This window comes from Actinacidiphila sp. bgisy144 (genome assembly GCF_057708105.1).
Genome location: NZ_JBYIRM010000027.1, coordinates 78,945 through 94,417, shown reverse-complemented (window position 1 = coordinate 94,417; position 15,473 = coordinate 78,945). Strand labels below are relative to the sequence as shown.

Genomic DNA, 15,473 nt, shown 5'->3' with positions numbered 1-15,473 from the left:
GGGCCGGAAAACCGGACGAGGAAGCAGAGGAAGAAGAGGAGGGGACGGATGGACACGCTGCTGGACGGCCGGGTGCCGGGCGCCTCGGACCGGCGGGGCCCCGCGGACGCGCCGCACGGGCTGTACCCTGCGGACGCGTCGTACCCCGCGCACGCCGTGGACGCGGCGGGCGGCACGGACCCGGCACCCGCAGGGGAATCCGCCGAGGCGCCGGCCCCGCCCGAAGCGCCGGAGCCGACCGGCCCCGGCACCTCCGTACGGGCCGCGGCCCGCCGCTTCTGGCCGCTGACGGCCGGCGACCGCCGCTGGATGGTGCTGGTCGGCGCCCTCTCCCTGTGCACCGCGCTCGGCGAGACCGCCGCCATCCTGCTCTTCGGCGAACTGACCGACGGCGCGCTGCGCGACGGCGACCTCGGCGGCTTCTGGACGCCCGCCGCCCAGTGGCTCGCCGTGGCCGTCGCGACCGCCCTGTGCGGCTACCTCGGCAACACCCTGTCCGCGCTGCTGGCCGAGCGCTTCGTGCTGCGGCTGCGCGCCACCGTCTTCCGGCACCTCCAGACCCTCCCCCCGCACTACTTCCAGCGCCACCGCCAGGGCGACCTGGTCGAACGCCTCACCGGAGACGTGGAAGCCGTGGAGCAGATGGCGGTCTCCGGCGTGCTGCAAGGCGCCTCCGCCGCCCTGAGCGCCCTGCTCTACGCCGCCGCCGCGCTGTGGCTGCGCTGGGACCTGGCGCTGGCCACCTTCCTGACCGCGCCGCTGTTCCTGTACGCCGCCAAGGGCCTGTCTGGGCGGATGAGTTCGGTCTCCCGGCAGGAGCGGCAGGCCGACGGCGCCCTCACCTCCGTGGTCGACGAGTCGCTGGACAACATGCTGTTCACGCAGGCGTACAACCGCGAACGCGCCGAGGAGCGGCGGCTGGAGGGTGCGGCCCGCGCGTGGCTGCGCGCCGCCGTCCGGGGCGCCCGGCTCGACGAGTGCTACCAGCAGTCGATCGAGGTCATCGAGACACTGTGCGTGCTGGGCATCATCGGCCTGGGCGCCTGGGAGATCTCCGCGGGCCGGATGTCGCTGGGGCAACTGCTGGCGTTCGCCGCGTTCATCGGCTACCTCTACCCGCCGATCCGCTCCCTGGGCGGCCTGACGCTGACCGCCACGGCCGCCTCCGCCGGGGCCGAGCGGCTGGCCGACATCCTCGACGCACGCCCGGCGGTGGGCGATCCCGCACTCCCGGCGCCCGCGGCCGTACCCGCGGCGGCCCGCGGCGCCGGGCGGCTGGACCTGCGCGGTGTGCGCTTCGGCCACCCCGGCGCCGCCGCGCCGGTGCTGCGCAACGTCTCCTGCACCGTCACCCCCGGCGAGTTCGTGGTCGTCACCGGCCCGAGCGGCGCGGGCAAGTCCACGCTGCTCGCCCTGCTCACCCGCTTCTACGACCCGGACGCGGGCACGATCCGGCTGGACGGCACCGACCTGCGGGACCTGCCGCTGGACCGGCTGCGGCAGGAGGTCACGCTGCTGCCGCAGCGCACCCACATCCTCAGCGGCAGCGTCCGCGAGAACATCGCCTGCGGCCGCCCCGGCGCCACCGACGAGGAGATCGAGCACGCGGCCCGCGCGGCCGGCGCCCACTCCTTCGTCACCGCTCTCGACGACGGCTACTTCACCGCGCTCTCCCCCCGCACCACCCGGCTGTCCGGCGGCCAGCTCCAGCGCATCGCGATCGCCCGCGCCCTGCTGCGCGACACCCCCGTCCTCGTCCTCGACGAACCGACCACCGGGCTCGACGCCCAGGCCGTCCACCACCTGCTGCCCGCGCTGCGCCGCCTGTCGGCCGGCCGCACCACCCTCGTCGTCAGCCACGACATGTCCCTCGCCGCCCTCGCCGACCGCGTGCTCGTGCTGTCCGGCGGCGAGATCGCCGAGTCGGGCACCCACGCCCAACTCCTCGCCCTGAACGGCCGCTACGCCTCCCTCCAGCCCTGACGGCCGGCCTGCCGGGGGGCGGCCGTACGCGCGAAGGCGCGCGGCCGGGTGGTGAACCCGCGCAACCCCCGACCCGGGCGGCCCCGGGGGCCATACTGGCTGGGTCACGCGTGACGGGTGAGGGAGACGCGGTGCGCCTGGGTACGAAGGTCGGCGAACGCTACCGCCTGACGGACGGTCCGATCCGGGGCGGCTCGGGCGAGGTCTGGCTCGCCCACGACGAGGAACTGGGCCGGGACGTCGTCCTGAAGAGAGTCCTGGGCGACGACAGCCCCACCGCCTTCGACCGGCTGCGCGCCGAGGCCCGCGTGCTCGCCCGCTTCTCCCACCCCCACGTCGTGACGCTCCACGACGCCGTCCGCGTGGGGCGCCGCACCCGCGCCACCACCTACCTGGTGATGGAGTACGCCCCCGGCGGCAGCCTCGACCGCCGCCCGCCGCTGCCGCCCCGCCTCGCCGCCCACCTCGGCGCACAGGTCGCGGACGCGCTGATCGCCCTGCACGCGGAGGGCATCGTGCACGGCGACATCAAACCCGGCAACGTCGTGGCCACCGGCCCCCGCACCGTGAAGCTCGCCGACTTCGGCGCCGCCTACCGGGTCGGCGGCAAGGAGACGATCACCCCGAACAGCGCCATCGGCTACACCCCGCACTACGCGGCCCCCGAAGTGGTCCGCGGCCGGCCCGAGCCGGCCTCCGACGTGTTCTCGCTCGCCGCGGCGGTCCACGCCCTGGTCACCGGCGACGCGCCGCGGCCCCCGGGCGTGCCCGGCGACGGCGCGAGCGCCTACCGGGCGGGCCCGCACGCCCGGGGAGCCGTCGAAGTCGCCGCCGAGGTCAGTGAGTTGCGTGCGCCCCTGACGGCGATGCTGCGCCGCGACCCGGGCGCGCGGCCGACCGCGGCCGAGGCGCGGGAGCTGCTGCGTACGGTGGCGGGCCCGGTCGCCGAACTGCCGGAGCTGCCCGACCCGTTGCCGTCCGCGTCGCAGGACTCAGTGGCGGCCGGGGGCAGTTGGGCGCCCGTGCCGTTCCGTTCGGTGCGCCGCCGTGACCGCGGCCTGCTGCCGCAGGGGGCGGGCCGCTTCCTGCGGGCCCACCTGCGGCCGGTGACCGCCGTGGCGGCGGCGGTCGCCCTGCTGGCCGTGGCCGCCGGCGTGTGGGCGGCCACCGGCGGCTCGGGCGGGGCCTCGGCCGCGCCGGACCCCGCGCCCGGTACGGGCACCGCCACCGGGTCCGCGTCCGCCGCCCTCTTCGGCGACCAGCGCACCGCCGACCCCTGCGCGCTCGCGAAGCCCGCCGCGCTGGCACGCTACGGCGACGCCGAACTCGACCCGGCCTACGGCAACTTCGACCGGTGCGACGTCATCGTGGACACCGGCGCCGGGCCGCGGATCGACATCGAGGTGGAGTTCGCCGACGGCTCCGCCCAGCCGCCCGGCACCGTCCGCACCGACGGCCGGGTGCGCGTCGTGGCCGAACCCGCCGACGGCGGCGAGTGCGACCGTACGCTCCTGCTCGACGGCGCCACGTCCAACGGCAGCGGCGGCGACGGCCCAGACGGCACCGGCACCGGGAGCGGCACCAGCGGCTCCGGGCAGGGCGCACGGCACCGCACCGGCAGCGCCCACGCCGTCGTGACCGCGAAGCCCGCCGACGACTCCACCCCCTCCGCCGCGGTCCTGTGCGGCATGGCCGACACCGCCACCACCGCCGCGGTCGCCGCCCTCAACGCCGTGCCGCCCGGCGGCCGGCTCCCGCGCCGCCAACCGCCGCTGCCCGACAGCTCGCTCGCCGCCACGGACGCCTGCACCCTGCTGCCCGCGACCGCCCTCGAAGTCGTCCCCGGCATCGACGCCGACCACCCGGACGTCTCCTACGGCAACTGGGGCTGCTCCTGGCGGAGCACCACCAGCGACCTCGACGTCGACCTCACCTTCGACCGGGGCGAGCCGCCCACCGCCGGGGACGGCACCGCCACCCGCCTCGGCGGCCACCGCGCCTTCGTCGAACCGCCGGACGACGGCAGCGTGGTGGTCGACGTGGTCCACCGCACCTACACCGGCAGCCAGGGCGACCACCTCGCCGAGACCTTCGAACTCGCGGTCAGCGGCTCGGGCGGCGACGCGCGGCTGCGCACCATGGCCACCCGCCTCGCCACCGCGGCCGCCGCCCGCCTGCCCGCCGGCTGACCCCTCCCCGACCCGCTTGCGGAGGGGTCCCGGGCCGGCCGGGCACACTCGGACAAAGAGGTGCGCCACGGCAGGCAAGGCGCGCGGGGGCCCCGGGGCCGCGCACCGGAGGGGAGCGCGCGGCCCACCCCCGACCCGGCTCGAGGAGGAGACAGTGACCAGCCCGGACAGCCTCGCGCGGGGCGCCGCGCCCGCCAGCCCCGGCACGCTCCACGCCCGCACCGTGACCGGCGGCCTGAAGGTGGCACCGCGCACCGGTCTGGTGATCAGGTTCGGCCGCGGCGAGCGGCCGGACGACGTGGACCTGCCGGTCGGCGAGGACGACCTGCGGGTCAGCCGCCGCCACGGCGAACTCACCTACCGCAAGCGCCAGTGGTGGCTGCGCAACACCGGCCGCCAGCTGGTCCGGCTGCCGCACGGCCGCCTCATGCACAGCAGCACCGAACCGATCCCCCTCGCCCCCGGCTACACCCCGGTCTTCGTCCGCGGCTCCGGCTTCCGCGAGCACCTGGTCGAGCTCTACGTCACCGGCCACGACGAGCGCGGCGCCGTACCGCGCCGCCGCGCCGAGACCCTGCCGCCCAAGGTCTGGCCGCTGGACGACGACGAGCGGCTGCTCCTGGTCGTGATGGGCCAGCACTACCTGCTCTACGAGGACGGCCCGCGCCCGCTGGCCTACCGCCGCACCGCCGAGCAGCTCGCCTGCCTGCGCCCGGACGGCAACTGGAGCGTGCGCCGGATCGAGTACAAACTCGCCGCCCTGCGGCGCCGGTTGCACGACGGCGGCTTCCCCTACCCGCTGATGCACGACGGCGACGACGGCACCCCCTGGGACAACAACCTCCTGCACAACCTGCTGCGCGGCCTGGTCGAGTCCACCACGCTCGTCCCCCCGGACCTGGACCTGATGGACCCGGACCTGATGGACCCGGGCCCGGCGGACCTCGACCCGCGTACCGGGAGCGGCGGCGGCATCGCCTAGTCCTGGCAGCCGTCGGCGCTTCACGGCCGGTTCACGCGGCGGCCAAGCGGGCGTGAGGACGCGACGGCACTCTGGCGGTTGGCCGTTACCCACTGGTAATACGGAGCGGGGCGCGCACCGGGCACACCCGGGGCCCGCCCCGACCACCCGCCAGGACCACCGTCAGGAGACTTGTCCATGCGCGCAGCCAGCAGACGCCAGTTCCTCTCCGGTGCCTCCGCCGCCGCGGCGGCGGCCGCCCTGACCCTGGCGGACAGCCCGTTCGCATCGGCGGCGGCCCACGATCGCGCGGTCGCCGCCACGGCCGCGCGTGCCGTCGCGGTCGAGGGCACCACCCTCGCCCAGGCCGCGACGGCCACCGGCAGCGGCACCTACAAGCGCCTCGCGGGCGGGCCCGGTTGGCCGCTGGTGGTGCGCACCGAACTGGCCGCGGGCGGCGCGGGCCGGGACACCACCCGCACCGGGCTCGCCTCGTTCGTGCAGTTCACCGACCTGCACCTGGCCGACACCGAGTCGCCGGTGCGCTTCGAGTACCTCGCGCAGTACATCGACTCCGCCTACCGCCCGCACGAGGCGCTGACCGTGCGCGGCGCCGCCTCCCTGGTCGACCGGGTCAACTCCCTTGCCGGCGGCCCCTACACGGGCCTGCCCTTCTCCCTGGTGATGGCGACCGGCGACAACACCGACAACCACGAGCAGGTCGAACTCGACTGGTACCTCACGGTGATGAGCGGCGGCGCGATCACCCCGAACACCGGCGACACCTCCCGCTACGAGGGCGTGCAGAACTCCGGCTCCGCGCAGTACTGGAACCCCGAGTCCGCCTTCCAGGACACCTACAAGAAGGCCGGCTTCCCGCAGGTGCCGGGCTTCCTGGCCGCCGCCGGACGGCCGTTCACCGCGAGCGGGCTGCGCACCCCCTGGTACACCACGGTCGGCAACCACGACGACAGCATCGAGGGCACCCTGCCCGACCTGGGCCTGCTCGGCTCGCTCTACACCGGCGGCAGCAAGATCGAGGGCGTCGACGACGCGACCGCGGCCAAGCTCGCCGACGCCGTCCAGCACGACCCGGCGACCGCGGTCACCATCCTGCTCGGCCTGATCGGCGGCGGCGGCCCGGTCCGCTCGGTCACCCCCGACGCCCGCCGCGCCCCCTTCACCCCGAAGCAGTTCGCGCAGGCGCACCTCGCCACCGCCGTCACCGGCCCCGGCCCGTACGGCCACGGCTTCACCCAGGCGGCCGCCGACAGCGGCAAGCTCTACTACACCTTCCCGATCGCCGACGGCGTCCTCGGCATCAGCCTGGACACCACCAACCGCGCCGGGTGGGCAGACGGCTCCATCGGCTCCGCGCAGCTGAAGTGGCTGGAGGCGGTCCTCCAGTCGTACAGCACCCACTGGTACGACACCGACGGCAACGTGGTGCGGCGCGGCTCCCAGGACCAGCTGGTCGTCCTGTTCAGCCACCACACCAGCACCACCATGGGCAACACGCTGCCCGACCCGTACAACCTGTTCGACGGCCGCCACACCGGCACCGAGCTGGTCACGCTGCTCCAGCGCTACCCGAACGTGGTGGCCTGGGTGAACGGCCACACCCACGCCAACCTCATCACCCCGCACGGCCACGCCGTGCCCGAGCGCGCGTTCTGGGAGATCAACACCGCCTCCCACGTGGACTTCCCGCAGCACGCGCGGCTCATCGAGATCGCCGACAACCAGGACGGCACCCTCTCGCTGTTCACCACGCTGGTGGAGTCGGCCGCTCCGTACGCGACCGACTTCACCAGCACCGGCGAGGCCGACCTCGCCGCCCTCTACCGCGAGCTGTCGTTCAACGACCCCTACGCCACCCCCGCCGCCAAGCTCGGCACCTCCGCCGACCACAACACCGAGCTTCTGCTGGCCAAACCGGGCGCCTGACCCCGCGCCCGACGGGGGCGGCTCAGTGGTGCGTGACCGCCAGCACGGCGGTGTGCCCGCGCACCGACACCACGCGGACCGAGATGCTGTTCAGCGCCGCCGTGCCCCCGGGGCTGACGCCCGACTCCAGGTGGGTGCCGCCCCCGTCGGCCGTGACGGTCACCCCGTCGGCGCCGACGTGCGTGACCTTGAACGAGGAGAAGCCGAACCGGCTGTCCACCGGGACCGTCACCGGCCCGGCGACGGTGATCTCGCAGCTGCCGTCGTAGCAGGACCGCAGGTCGGCGGCGCCGCTGGTCCGCGCGGGCGCCGCCGTACGGACCGGAGCTGTCGTACGGACCGGCGCCGTCGTACGGACCGGCGACAGCACCGGTGCGGCCGCCGTGCTGGTGGCCACGGGGAGCCCGCCGCCCGCCGGGTCCGAGGAGGCCGGGGCGGCCCCCTGACCGGCCCCGGCCCCGAACGACCCGCACCCCGCCAGCGCCAAGGCGGCCAGCACCCCGGCCACGCCGTATCCCCACCGCGTGTGTCCGGCCATCAGCTCGACCCCTTTCGCGCCACCGGTCCGGCGGCTCTCCCCAGGTCTACCCGTTCCGGCGCGGGACCGGTCCCGTACCGCCCCGCGTACGGGTGAGGGCGCGCGGGCCGGTGCGCCACCGGGTCCGGCGGGATGGGTCAGTGCGGGATCGGCACGGCCGCGCCGCGCACGCTGACGCCGGCGGCCGGGTCCGCGGGGACGCCGACGGTCAGCACGCTCGGCCGGCCCATGTCCTCGCCCTGGTGGACGGTGAGCACGGCCGGCCGGTCGACCAGGCCGAGTTCGCCGAGGTAGCCGCCGAACGCGGCCGCCGCGGCGCCGGTCGCCGGGTCCTCGACCACCCCGCCGGGCGGGAAGGGGTTGCGGGCGTGGAAGACCGCCGCCGACTCCCGCCACACCAGGTCGACCGTGGTCCAGTCCCGGCGGCGCATGAGGTCGCCGAGCGCGGCCATGTCGTAGTCCAGCGCGGCCAGCCGCTCCCGGGTCGCCGCGGCGATCACCGGGTGCCAGGCGCCCGCGTAGGCGACCCGGGGCGGCAGCGCCGGGTCCAGGTCGGCCGCGGACCAGCGCAGCGCCGCGAGCAGCTCGGCCAGGTCCGCCGCGGGCAGCTCCCGGGAGCGGGGCGGCACGCTCACCAGCTCGGCGGTCATGACGCCGTCGGGCCCGAGCGCGGCCGCCACCCGGACCGGACCGGCCGCGGTGTGGAAGTCCCGCTCGCCCGGGCCGTGTTCGTACGCGTGGGCGACGGCGGTCGCGATGGTCGCGTGCCCGCAGAAGGGCACCTCGGCCAGCGGGCTGAAGTAGCGGACGTCCAGGCCGCCGTCCGGGCGCGGCACCGCGAACGCCGTCTCGGAGTACCCGACTTCGGCGGCCACGGCCAGCATCTCCGCCGCCCCCGCCCCGCCCGCGTCGAGCACCACCCCCGCGGGGTTCCCCCCGGCGGCGTCGGTGGCGAAGGCCACATACCTCAGCACGTCCATGCCCGCACGCTAGCGCCTCCCCGGCAACCGTCCAGGAGTCGGGCCTCAAGCAGCCGCGGACGCCGACGCCTTGGCCTGGCGCACCCCGCGCAGAGCGCCGGACCAGGCGATCACCTGGTCGAGCATGCCGCCGACGGCGGTGTCGAGGCCCTCCTGGGGGACGAAGGCGCCGGTGTGGAACGAGGGATGGGTCGAGATGGTGGGCTGGGCGCGGACCGTGGCCACCTGGAGTTCGGCGAGCACGAGTCGCAGCGCCTCGGCGGCCCGGGCCCCGGCGACCCAGCCCCCGTAACTGATGATCCCGGCGGCCTTGTCGTTCCACTCCCGGTAGACGTGGTCCAGGGCGTTCTTCAGGGCTCCGGGGTAGGAGTGGTTGTACTCGGGGACGACGAACACGTAGCCGTCGAAGCTGTCGACGAGTGCGCCCCAGGCGCGGGTGTGGTCGTGCTGGTACTGCTGGAAGTTCGGGTTGCCGGGCTCGTCGAGGTTGCCGAGGCCCTGGTCGGCGAGGTCGACGAGTTCGTAGTCGGCTCCCCCGTGGGCCCGGGCGGCCTGAAGTGCCCAGGCGGCGATCTGGTCGCCGCGGCGTCCGGGGCGGGTGCTTCCGAGGATGAGTGCGATGCGGAGCGGCATGGCTTCCTTCCGAGTGAGTTGTCACGTCAACTCTAGGCCGAGATGAGTTGAAGCGACAACTCTGCTGGTCGCGGTATCCTCGGCGACATGACGGAGACGCGGTCGCTGGAACCCGAGGACTGGGAGTTCTGGAACGTCTGGATGCGCGCGCAGCGCCTGCTCACCCGGGAGCTGGAGCGCGGCCTGCAAAGCGACTGCGACATTTCGAAGGCCGAGTTCAGCGTGCTGGTGACGCTGTGGCAGGCCACCGGCCGCGAGGTGCGCGTCGGCGAGCTCGCCGAGTCGCTCGACTGGGACAAGAGCCGCGTCTCGCACCAGCTGACGCGCATGGAGAAGCGCGGCTTCGTCGAGCGCACCCGCTACGGGGCCGACGGCCGCCGCGCGGGGGTCGGGCTGACCGCCGAGGGGAGCCGCGCCGCCCAGAGCGCCGTCCTCGTGCACGGTCGCAACATCCGCCGCCACTTCCTCGACCCGCTGCCCCCTGAGCAGGCATCAGCCATCCGGGAGTGGAGCGAGCGGGCGGTCGACCGCCTGGAGCCGCGTCGCAGCGAGGCCGCCGGCGACGACGCGTCCTAGACCCGCCGCACCGCACCCCAACCGCCGCCGATCCGGCCACGGCACCCGCCCGGACCTCGTGCGTACGGGGCACCGCCCCGATTCTGCTACGCTGATCCAGCGACATCAGCCCGCCGAAATGTCCGAACGGAAACAGGAAGTCCCCCGGGATTTCCGGTGACCGGGACGGCCTGGTCTGGGCGTCGCGAAAAACCGGTGCGAGAGCGGGGCACATCATGTGTCACACTTGTGCCGCACCAAGCAAGGTCCTGTGGAGCAGTTTGGAGTGCTCGCCACCCTGTCAAGGTGGAGGCCGCGGGTTCAAATCCCGTCAGGACCGCTGCGGCTGGGTAGCTCAGTTGGTACGAGCGACCGCCTGAAAAGCGGTAGGTCGCCGGTTCGACCCCGGCCCCAGCCACCGCACGACGAAGGGCCCTTCTCCTCGGAGAGGGGCCCTTCGTCGTGATCCGCGTCACCCCGGCCGCGCTGCCCGCCGGGCCACCCGCCGGTCCCGCTCCCGCGCCGCACCCGCACCGGCCGCGCACCCCCCGCGAACCCGCGGAAAAATGGGTTCGCCCGTCCTCCCCGGCAGGTGCGATGCTGGATCGCGTATGTCTACGCAACCCTCCTCCCCCGCCGAGTTCGCCGGACTCGCCGCGCGGCTGCCCGCGCTCTCCTCGCGCGACGAGCAGCGCCTCGGCCGGCGGCTCGACGGCGCCCGCCGCATCCGCAAGCCGGAGGCGCGCGCCGCGGTGCTCGCCGAGCTCGACACGGAGATCGGCCGGGCGGAGGCCCGGATAGCCGCCCGCCAGGCCGCCGTGCCGCGGATCACCTACCCCGAGGCGCTGCCGGTCAGCCAGAAGAAGGACGAGATCCTGGCGGCCGTCCGCGACCACCAGGTGGTGATCGTCGCGGGCGAGACCGGCTCCGGCAAGACCACCCAGATCCCCAAGATCTGCCTGGAGCTGGGCCGGGGCGTGCGCGGCCTGATCGGCCACACCCAGCCGCGCCGGATCGCGGCCAGGACCGTCGCCGAGCGCGTCGCGGAGGAGTTGCGCACCCCGCTGGGCGAGGCGGTCGGCTGGAAGGTCCGCTTCACCGACCAGGTGGGCGACTCCACCCTGGTCAAGCTGATGACCGACGGCATCATGCTCGCCGAGATCCAGACCGACCGCGAGCTGCGCGCCTACGACACGATCATCATCGACGAGGCCCACGAGCGCAGCCTCAACATCGACTTCATCCTCGGCTACCTCGCCCAGCTGCTGCCGCGCCGCCCCGACCTCAAGGTGATCATCACCTCCGCCACGATCGACCCGGAGCGCTTCTCCCGGCACTTCGGCGACGCCCCGATCGTGGAGGTGAGCGGCCGCACCTACCCGGTCGAGGTGCGCTACCGGCCGCTGCTGGAGGAGGGCTCCACCGAGGCCGACCGGGACCAGATCACCGCGATCGCCGACGCGGTCGACGAACTCCAGGCCGAGGGGCCCGGCGACATCCTGGTCTTCCTCTCCGGCGAGCGGGAGATCCGCGACACCGCCGACGCCCTCACCAAGCGGCAGTTGCGCGGCACCGAGGTGCTGCCGCTGTACGCGCGGCTGTCCTCCGCCGAGCAGCACCGGGTCTTCCAGGCGCACAGCGGCCGGCGGATCGTGCTGGCCACCAATGTCGCGGAGACCTCGCTGACCGTCCCGGGCATCCGCTACGTGATCGACCCGGGAACCGCCCGCATCTCCCGCTACAGCCACCGCACCAAGGTGCAGCGGCTGCCGATCGAGCCGATCAGCCAGGCCAGCGCCAACCAGCGCAAGGGCCGCTGCGGCCGTACCTCCGACGGCATCTGCATCCGGCTGTACGACGAGGACGACTTCCTGGCCCGCCCGGAGTTCACCGACGCGGAGATCCTGCGCACCAACCTCGCCTCGGTGATCCTCCAGATGACCGCGGCCGGGCTCGGCGACATCGCGAAGTTCCCCTTCATCGACCCGCCGGACAGCCGCAACATCAAGGACGGCGTCCAGCTCCTGGAGGAACTCGGCGCGCTCGACCCGCAGCAGAAGGACCCCCGCAAGCGGCTCACCCAGACCGGCCGCAAGCTCGCCCAGCTCCCGGTCGACCCGCGGCTGGCCCGCATGGTGCTGGAGGCCGACCGCAACGGCTGCGTACGCGAGGTGATGGTGATCGCGGCCGCCCTGTCCATCCAGGACCCCCGCGAGCGCCCCGCCGACAAGCAGGCCCAGGCCGACCAGCAGCACGCCCGGTTCAAGGACGAGAGCAGTGACTTCCTGTCCTTCCTGCACCTGTGGGCGTATCTGCGGGAGAAGCAGAAGGAGCTGTCCTCCTCCGCCTTCCGCCGCACCTGCCGGGCGGAGTTCCTCAACTACCTGCGCATCCGCGAGTGGCAGGACATCTACAGCCAGCTCCGCCAGGTCGCCCGGTCGCTCGGCATCACCGTCGGCCCGGAACCGGCCGGCGACCAGGACGCGGCCGACCCGCAGCGCGTGCACGTGTCGCTGCTGGCCGGGCTGCTGTCGCACCTGGGCCTGAAGGACACCGAGAAGAACGAGTACCTGGGCGCCCGCAGCGCGAAGTTCGCGGTCTTCCCCGGCTCGGCGCTGTTCAAGAAGCCGCCGCGCTGGATCATGTCGGCCGAGCTGGTGGAGACCTCCCGGCTGTGGGCGCGGGTCAACGCGAAGATCGAGCCGGAGTGGGTCGAGCCGCTGGCCCAGCACCTGGTCAAGCGCAGCTACAGCGAGCCGCACTGGGAGAAGGACCAGGCCGCGGTGATGGCGTACGAGAAGGTGACGCTCTACGGCGTCCCGCTGGTCGCCCAGCGCAAGGTGAACTACGGCCGGATCGACCCGGAGACCTCCCGCGAGCTGTTCATCCGCAACGCCCTGGTCGAGGGCGACTGGCGCACCCACCACCAGTTCTTCCACGACAACCGCAAACTCCTCGGCGAAGTCGAGGAGTTGGAGCACCGCGCCCGCCGCCGCGACATCCTCGTGGACGACGAGACGCTCTTCGACTTCTACGACGGCAAGCTGCCCGAACACGTGGTGTCCGGCGCCCACTTCGACTCCTGGTGGAAGCACAAGCGGCGCGAGGAACCGGAGTTGCTCAACTTCGAGCACTCCATGCTGATCAACGAGAACGCGGAGGCGGTCACCAAGGCCGACTACCCCGACTCCTGGCGGCAGGGCGCGCTGAAGTTCCGGGTGACCTACCAGTTCGAGCCGGGCGGCGACGCGGACGGCGTGACCGTCCACATCCCGCTCCAGGTGCTCAACCAGGTGGTGCCCGACGGCTTCGACTGGCAGATCCCCGGCCTGCGCGAGCAGGTCGTCACCGAGCTGATCCGCTCGCTGCCCAAGCCGATCCGCCGCCACTACGTCCCCGCGCCGAACTACGCGAAGGCGTTCCTGGAGAGGGTCGCGGCCGGCCCGGACCCGCTGCCGGCGGTGCTGGCCCGCGAGTTGCAGAAGATGGTGGGGGTGCGGGTCGACCCGGAGGACTTCGACCTGTCGAAGGTGCCCGACCACCTGCGGATCACCTTCCGGGTGGTGGACGAGCGGCGCCGCAAGGTCGCCGGCCCCGCGGAGGACAAGGACCTGGAGGCGCTCAAGCAGCGGCTGCGGCCGAAGACGCGGGCGGCGATCACCAAGGCGTTCGAACGGGCCTCCGACCCGGCGCTGGCCACCCTGGAGCAGCGCACGGGCCTGACCGACTGGACGCTCGGCGCCCTGCCGCGCACCTTCGAGACCCGGCGGGCCGGCCAGCCGGTCAAGGCGTACCCCGCGCTGGTCGACGAGGGCGCCACGGTCGCGGTGCGGCTGTTCGACACCGAGCCGGAGCAGACCGAGGCGATGTGGCGCGGCACCCGCCGGCTGATCCTGCTGAACGTCCCGGTCAACCCGGCGAAGTTCGCCGCCGACCAGCTCTCCAACCAGCAGAAGCTGGCGCTGTCCCGCAACCCGCACGGCAGCGTGCAGGGCCTCTTCGAGGACTGCGCCACCGCGGCCGCGGACCGGCTGATCGCCGACCACGGCGGGCCGGCCTGGGACGAGGAGAGCTACCGCAAGCTCTTCGACGCGGTGCGTGCCGACCTGGTCGAGCTGACCGGCCGGGCGGTCCGGCAGGTCCAGCAGGTGCTCGCCGCCTGGCACTCCTGCGAGAGCCGGCTGAAGGACACCGCGAGCCCGGTCCTGCTGGCGAACGTGCGGGACGTCAGGGAGCAGCTGAGCGGCCTGGTGTACCCCGGGTTCGTCACCGCGGCGGGCCTGAAGCGCCTCCCGGACCTGATGCGCTACCTGGTGGCCGCGGACCGCCGCCTCCAGCAGATGCCGACGGGCGTCCAGCGCGACACCACCCGCATGGAGAAGGTCCGCGAGATCCAGGCGGAGTACGCCGAACTGCTGGCTTCCCAGCCCGCCGGGCGCCCGGTGCCCGCCGCGGTCCGCGACATCCGCTGGATGATCGAGGAGCTGCGGGTCAGCTACTTCGCCCACGCCCTGGGCACCGCGTTCCCGGTCTCGGACAAGCGCGTCTTCAAGGCCCTCGACGCCGCCTGGTCCTGACCCCGGTCCCGAGTTCGACCGCACCCCCTGACCTGCTGTACAGTCTGTCTCGCAACGAGGTCCTGTGGAGCAGTTTGGAGTGCTCGCCACCCTGTCAAGGTGGAGGCCGCGGGTTCAAATCCCGTCAGGACCGCAGCAGATGAAGCATCTTTGAAGCCCGCCCCCCGGGAGACCGGTGGCGGGCTTCTTGCTGTTCAGGGGCCGTCCGCAGGCGCGTGGCCCGTCCGCACGGGCAACGGCCGCCACTCTCCGTACGGGGTCCAGGAGGCCGTGTGCGGGCCGTTCCGGGGGCGGGGTGGGCCGCGTTACCGTCCGAAGCAAGTCCCGCCCGCCACAGGGGAGTTGGGAGCCGCCGTACCGCACTCGGGCGACGGCGGGACGGCCCGCGGGAGAAGCCGCTCCGTCAAGTCCCCGACGCACAGGATCGTTTCTCTACCGCATCGCAGGGAAGACCCTCAAGTGCCGCACATGTGACGGTAGTCACGCCAAGTTGTGCGCAGCATAAGGAGCTCGGGACCCCTCACGAGGGGCTCAATTTAATATGTGCAATGGTACGTCCCGCTCACCCATGTGATCGGGCGCACAAAAAAGAAGATCGCACCGAGCCCGGCGGAGCCCGATGCGATCTTCTTACGGTCATACGGTCATACGTCCTGCTGTTCCACCCTCCCCGCCGGCCACCCGATGGGGGCGGACGACCGTCGGACGGCGACGTATGGGGTAGGGGCCCCACAAGCCGCCCAAAAGGGCTGTCAGGCCTCGCTGCGCTGCTGCGGGATCCCCGCAAGCAGCGCGCGGACCTCCGCCTCGCGGTAGCGGCGGTGCCCGCCGAGCGTGCGGATCGACGTGAGCTTGCCAGCCTTGGCCCAGCGCGTGACCGTCTTCGGGTCGACGCGGAACATGGTGGCGACCTCAGCAGGGGTAAGCAACGGCTCGGCATCAGGGGTGCGAGCGGTCATGAGCGGCCTCCTCGAGAGAACCGAACCAACGCGGTTCTTTCCTCTTAAATTCTGCACCTTGACCCGCGTTGCCCGATATGGGCGAACGCGGGCCGAGTCGGTAATAGGACGAACGGCTTGTCCTCGGCACTACAACTACACCATCCGTCCA

Annotated in this window: 10 protein-coding genes and 3 tRNA genes; 9 read left to right on the top strand and 4 right to left on the bottom strand. The window is 73.5% G+C overall.

Annotation, left to right across the window (positions count from 1 at the left end):
- The first annotated feature begins 48 nt into the window (after nucleotides 1-48).
- From AC3EVP_RS27140 to AC3EVP_RS27125, 4 genes are all read left to right on the top strand, one after another.
- A complete protein-coding gene (locus AC3EVP_RS27140; protein WP_435134149.1) occupies nucleotides 49-1,983 on the top strand; it encodes an ABC transporter ATP-binding protein in 1,935 nt (644 codons plus the stop codon).
- A 110-nt stretch (nucleotides 1,984-2,093) separates the two neighbouring features.
- Complete coding sequence (locus AC3EVP_RS27135; protein ID WP_435134146.1) at nucleotides 2,094-4,172, top strand: serine/threonine-protein kinase; 2,079 nt, start codon at nucleotides 2,094-2,096, stop codon at nucleotides 4,170-4,172.
- A gap of 154 nt (nucleotides 4,173-4,326) precedes the next feature.
- On the top strand, nucleotides 4,327-5,154 hold the full coding sequence (locus tag AC3EVP_RS27130) for an FHA domain-containing protein (RefSeq protein WP_435134144.1): 828 nt from the start codon (nucleotides 4,327-4,329) through the stop codon (nucleotides 5,152-5,154).
- Between the two features lie 177 nt (nucleotides 5,155-5,331).
- Nucleotides 5,332-7,080 (top strand): TIGR03767 family metallophosphoesterase, encoded by a 1,749-nt coding sequence (locus AC3EVP_RS27125; protein ID WP_435134141.1) that lies wholly within the window; start codon nucleotides 5,332-5,334, stop codon nucleotides 7,078-7,080.
- Between the two features lie 22 nt (nucleotides 7,081-7,102).
- Here AC3EVP_RS27125 and AC3EVP_RS27120 read toward each other — a convergent pair whose 3' ends face one another.
- The 3 genes from AC3EVP_RS27120 to AC3EVP_RS27110 form a co-directional block, all read right to left on the bottom strand.
- Nucleotides 7,103-7,618 (bottom strand): hypothetical protein, encoded by a 516-nt coding sequence (locus tag AC3EVP_RS27120; RefSeq protein ID WP_435134138.1) that lies wholly within the window; start codon nucleotides 7,616-7,618, stop codon nucleotides 7,103-7,105.
- Nucleotides 7,619-7,755: 137 nt separating this feature from the next.
- Nucleotides 7,756-8,598 (bottom strand): PhzF family phenazine biosynthesis protein, encoded by an 843-nt coding sequence (locus AC3EVP_RS27115; RefSeq protein WP_435134136.1) that lies wholly within the window; start codon nucleotides 8,596-8,598, stop codon nucleotides 7,756-7,758.
- 45 nt (nucleotides 8,599-8,643) lie between these two features.
- Nucleotides 8,644-9,231, bottom strand: a complete 588-nt coding sequence (locus AC3EVP_RS27110) for an NADPH-dependent FMN reductase (RefSeq protein WP_435134133.1) — start codon at nucleotides 9,229-9,231, stop codon at nucleotides 8,644-8,646.
- An 87-nt stretch (nucleotides 9,232-9,318) separates the two neighbouring features.
- Between AC3EVP_RS27110 and AC3EVP_RS27105 the strand changes: the two genes are divergently transcribed.
- The 5 genes from AC3EVP_RS27105 (at nucleotide 9,319) to AC3EVP_RS27085 (ending at nucleotide 14,496) form a co-directional block, all read left to right on the top strand.
- Entirely contained in the window at nucleotides 9,319-9,807 is a 489-nt protein-coding gene (locus AC3EVP_RS27105; RefSeq protein WP_435134130.1) for a MarR family winged helix-turn-helix transcriptional regulator, read from the top strand.
- 244 nt (nucleotides 9,808-10,051) lie between these two features.
- A tRNA-Asp gene (locus tag AC3EVP_RS27100) sits at nucleotides 10,052-10,126 on the top strand.
- Nucleotides 10,127-10,130: 4 nt separating this feature from the next.
- Nucleotides 10,131-10,204: transfer RNA gene (locus AC3EVP_RS27095), tRNA-Phe, on the top strand.
- Nucleotides 10,205-10,397: 193 nt separating this feature from the next.
- A complete protein-coding gene (gene hrpA / locus AC3EVP_RS27090) occupies nucleotides 10,398-14,363 on the top strand; it encodes an ATP-dependent RNA helicase HrpA (RefSeq protein ID WP_435134128.1) in 3,966 nt (1,321 codons plus the stop codon).
- 58 nt (nucleotides 14,364-14,421) lie between these two features.
- Nucleotides 14,422-14,496: transfer RNA gene (locus tag AC3EVP_RS27085), tRNA-Asp, on the top strand.
- 619 nt (nucleotides 14,497-15,115) lie between these two features.
- On the opposite strand, the gene bldC is transcribed toward AC3EVP_RS27085, so the two are convergent.
- Nucleotides 15,116-15,322 (bottom strand): developmental transcriptional regulator BldC, encoded by a 207-nt coding sequence (bldC, locus tag AC3EVP_RS27080; RefSeq protein ID WP_003949541.1) that lies wholly within the window; start codon nucleotides 15,320-15,322, stop codon nucleotides 15,116-15,118.
- Nucleotides 15,323-15,473 lie beyond the last annotated feature (151 nt).

What these genes read in the sequence shown, in the direction of transcription:
- AC3EVP_RS27140 (WP_435134149.1), top strand. Translation starts at nt 49, where the DNA reads ATGGACACGCTGCTGGACGGCCGGGTGCCGGGCGCCTCGGACCGGCGG.
- AC3EVP_RS27125 (WP_435134141.1), top strand. Translation starts at nt 5,332, where the DNA reads ATGCGCGCAGCCAGCAGACGCCAGTTCCTCTCCGGTGCCTCCGCCGCC.
- AC3EVP_RS27120 (WP_435134138.1), bottom strand. Translation starts at nt 7,618, where the DNA reads ATGGCCGGACACACGCGGTGGGGATACGGCGTGGCCGGGGTGCTGGCC.
- AC3EVP_RS27115 (WP_435134136.1), bottom strand. Translation starts at nt 8,598, where the DNA reads ATGGACGTGCTGAGGTATGTGGCCTTCGCCACCGACGCCGCCGGGGGG.
- AC3EVP_RS27110 (WP_435134133.1), bottom strand. Translation starts at nt 9,231, where the DNA reads ATGCCGCTCCGCATCGCACTCATCCTCGGAAGCACCCGCCCCGGACGC.
- AC3EVP_RS27105 (WP_435134130.1), top strand. Translation starts at nt 9,319, where the DNA reads ATGACGGAGACGCGGTCGCTGGAACCCGAGGACTGGGAGTTCTGGAAC.
- hrpA (WP_435134128.1), top strand. Translation starts at nt 10,398, where the DNA reads ATGTCTACGCAACCCTCCTCCCCCGCCGAGTTCGCCGGACTCGCCGCG.
- bldC (WP_003949541.1), bottom strand. Translation starts at nt 15,322, where the DNA reads ATGACCGCTCGCACCCCTGATGCCGAGCCGTTGCTTACCCCTGCTGAG.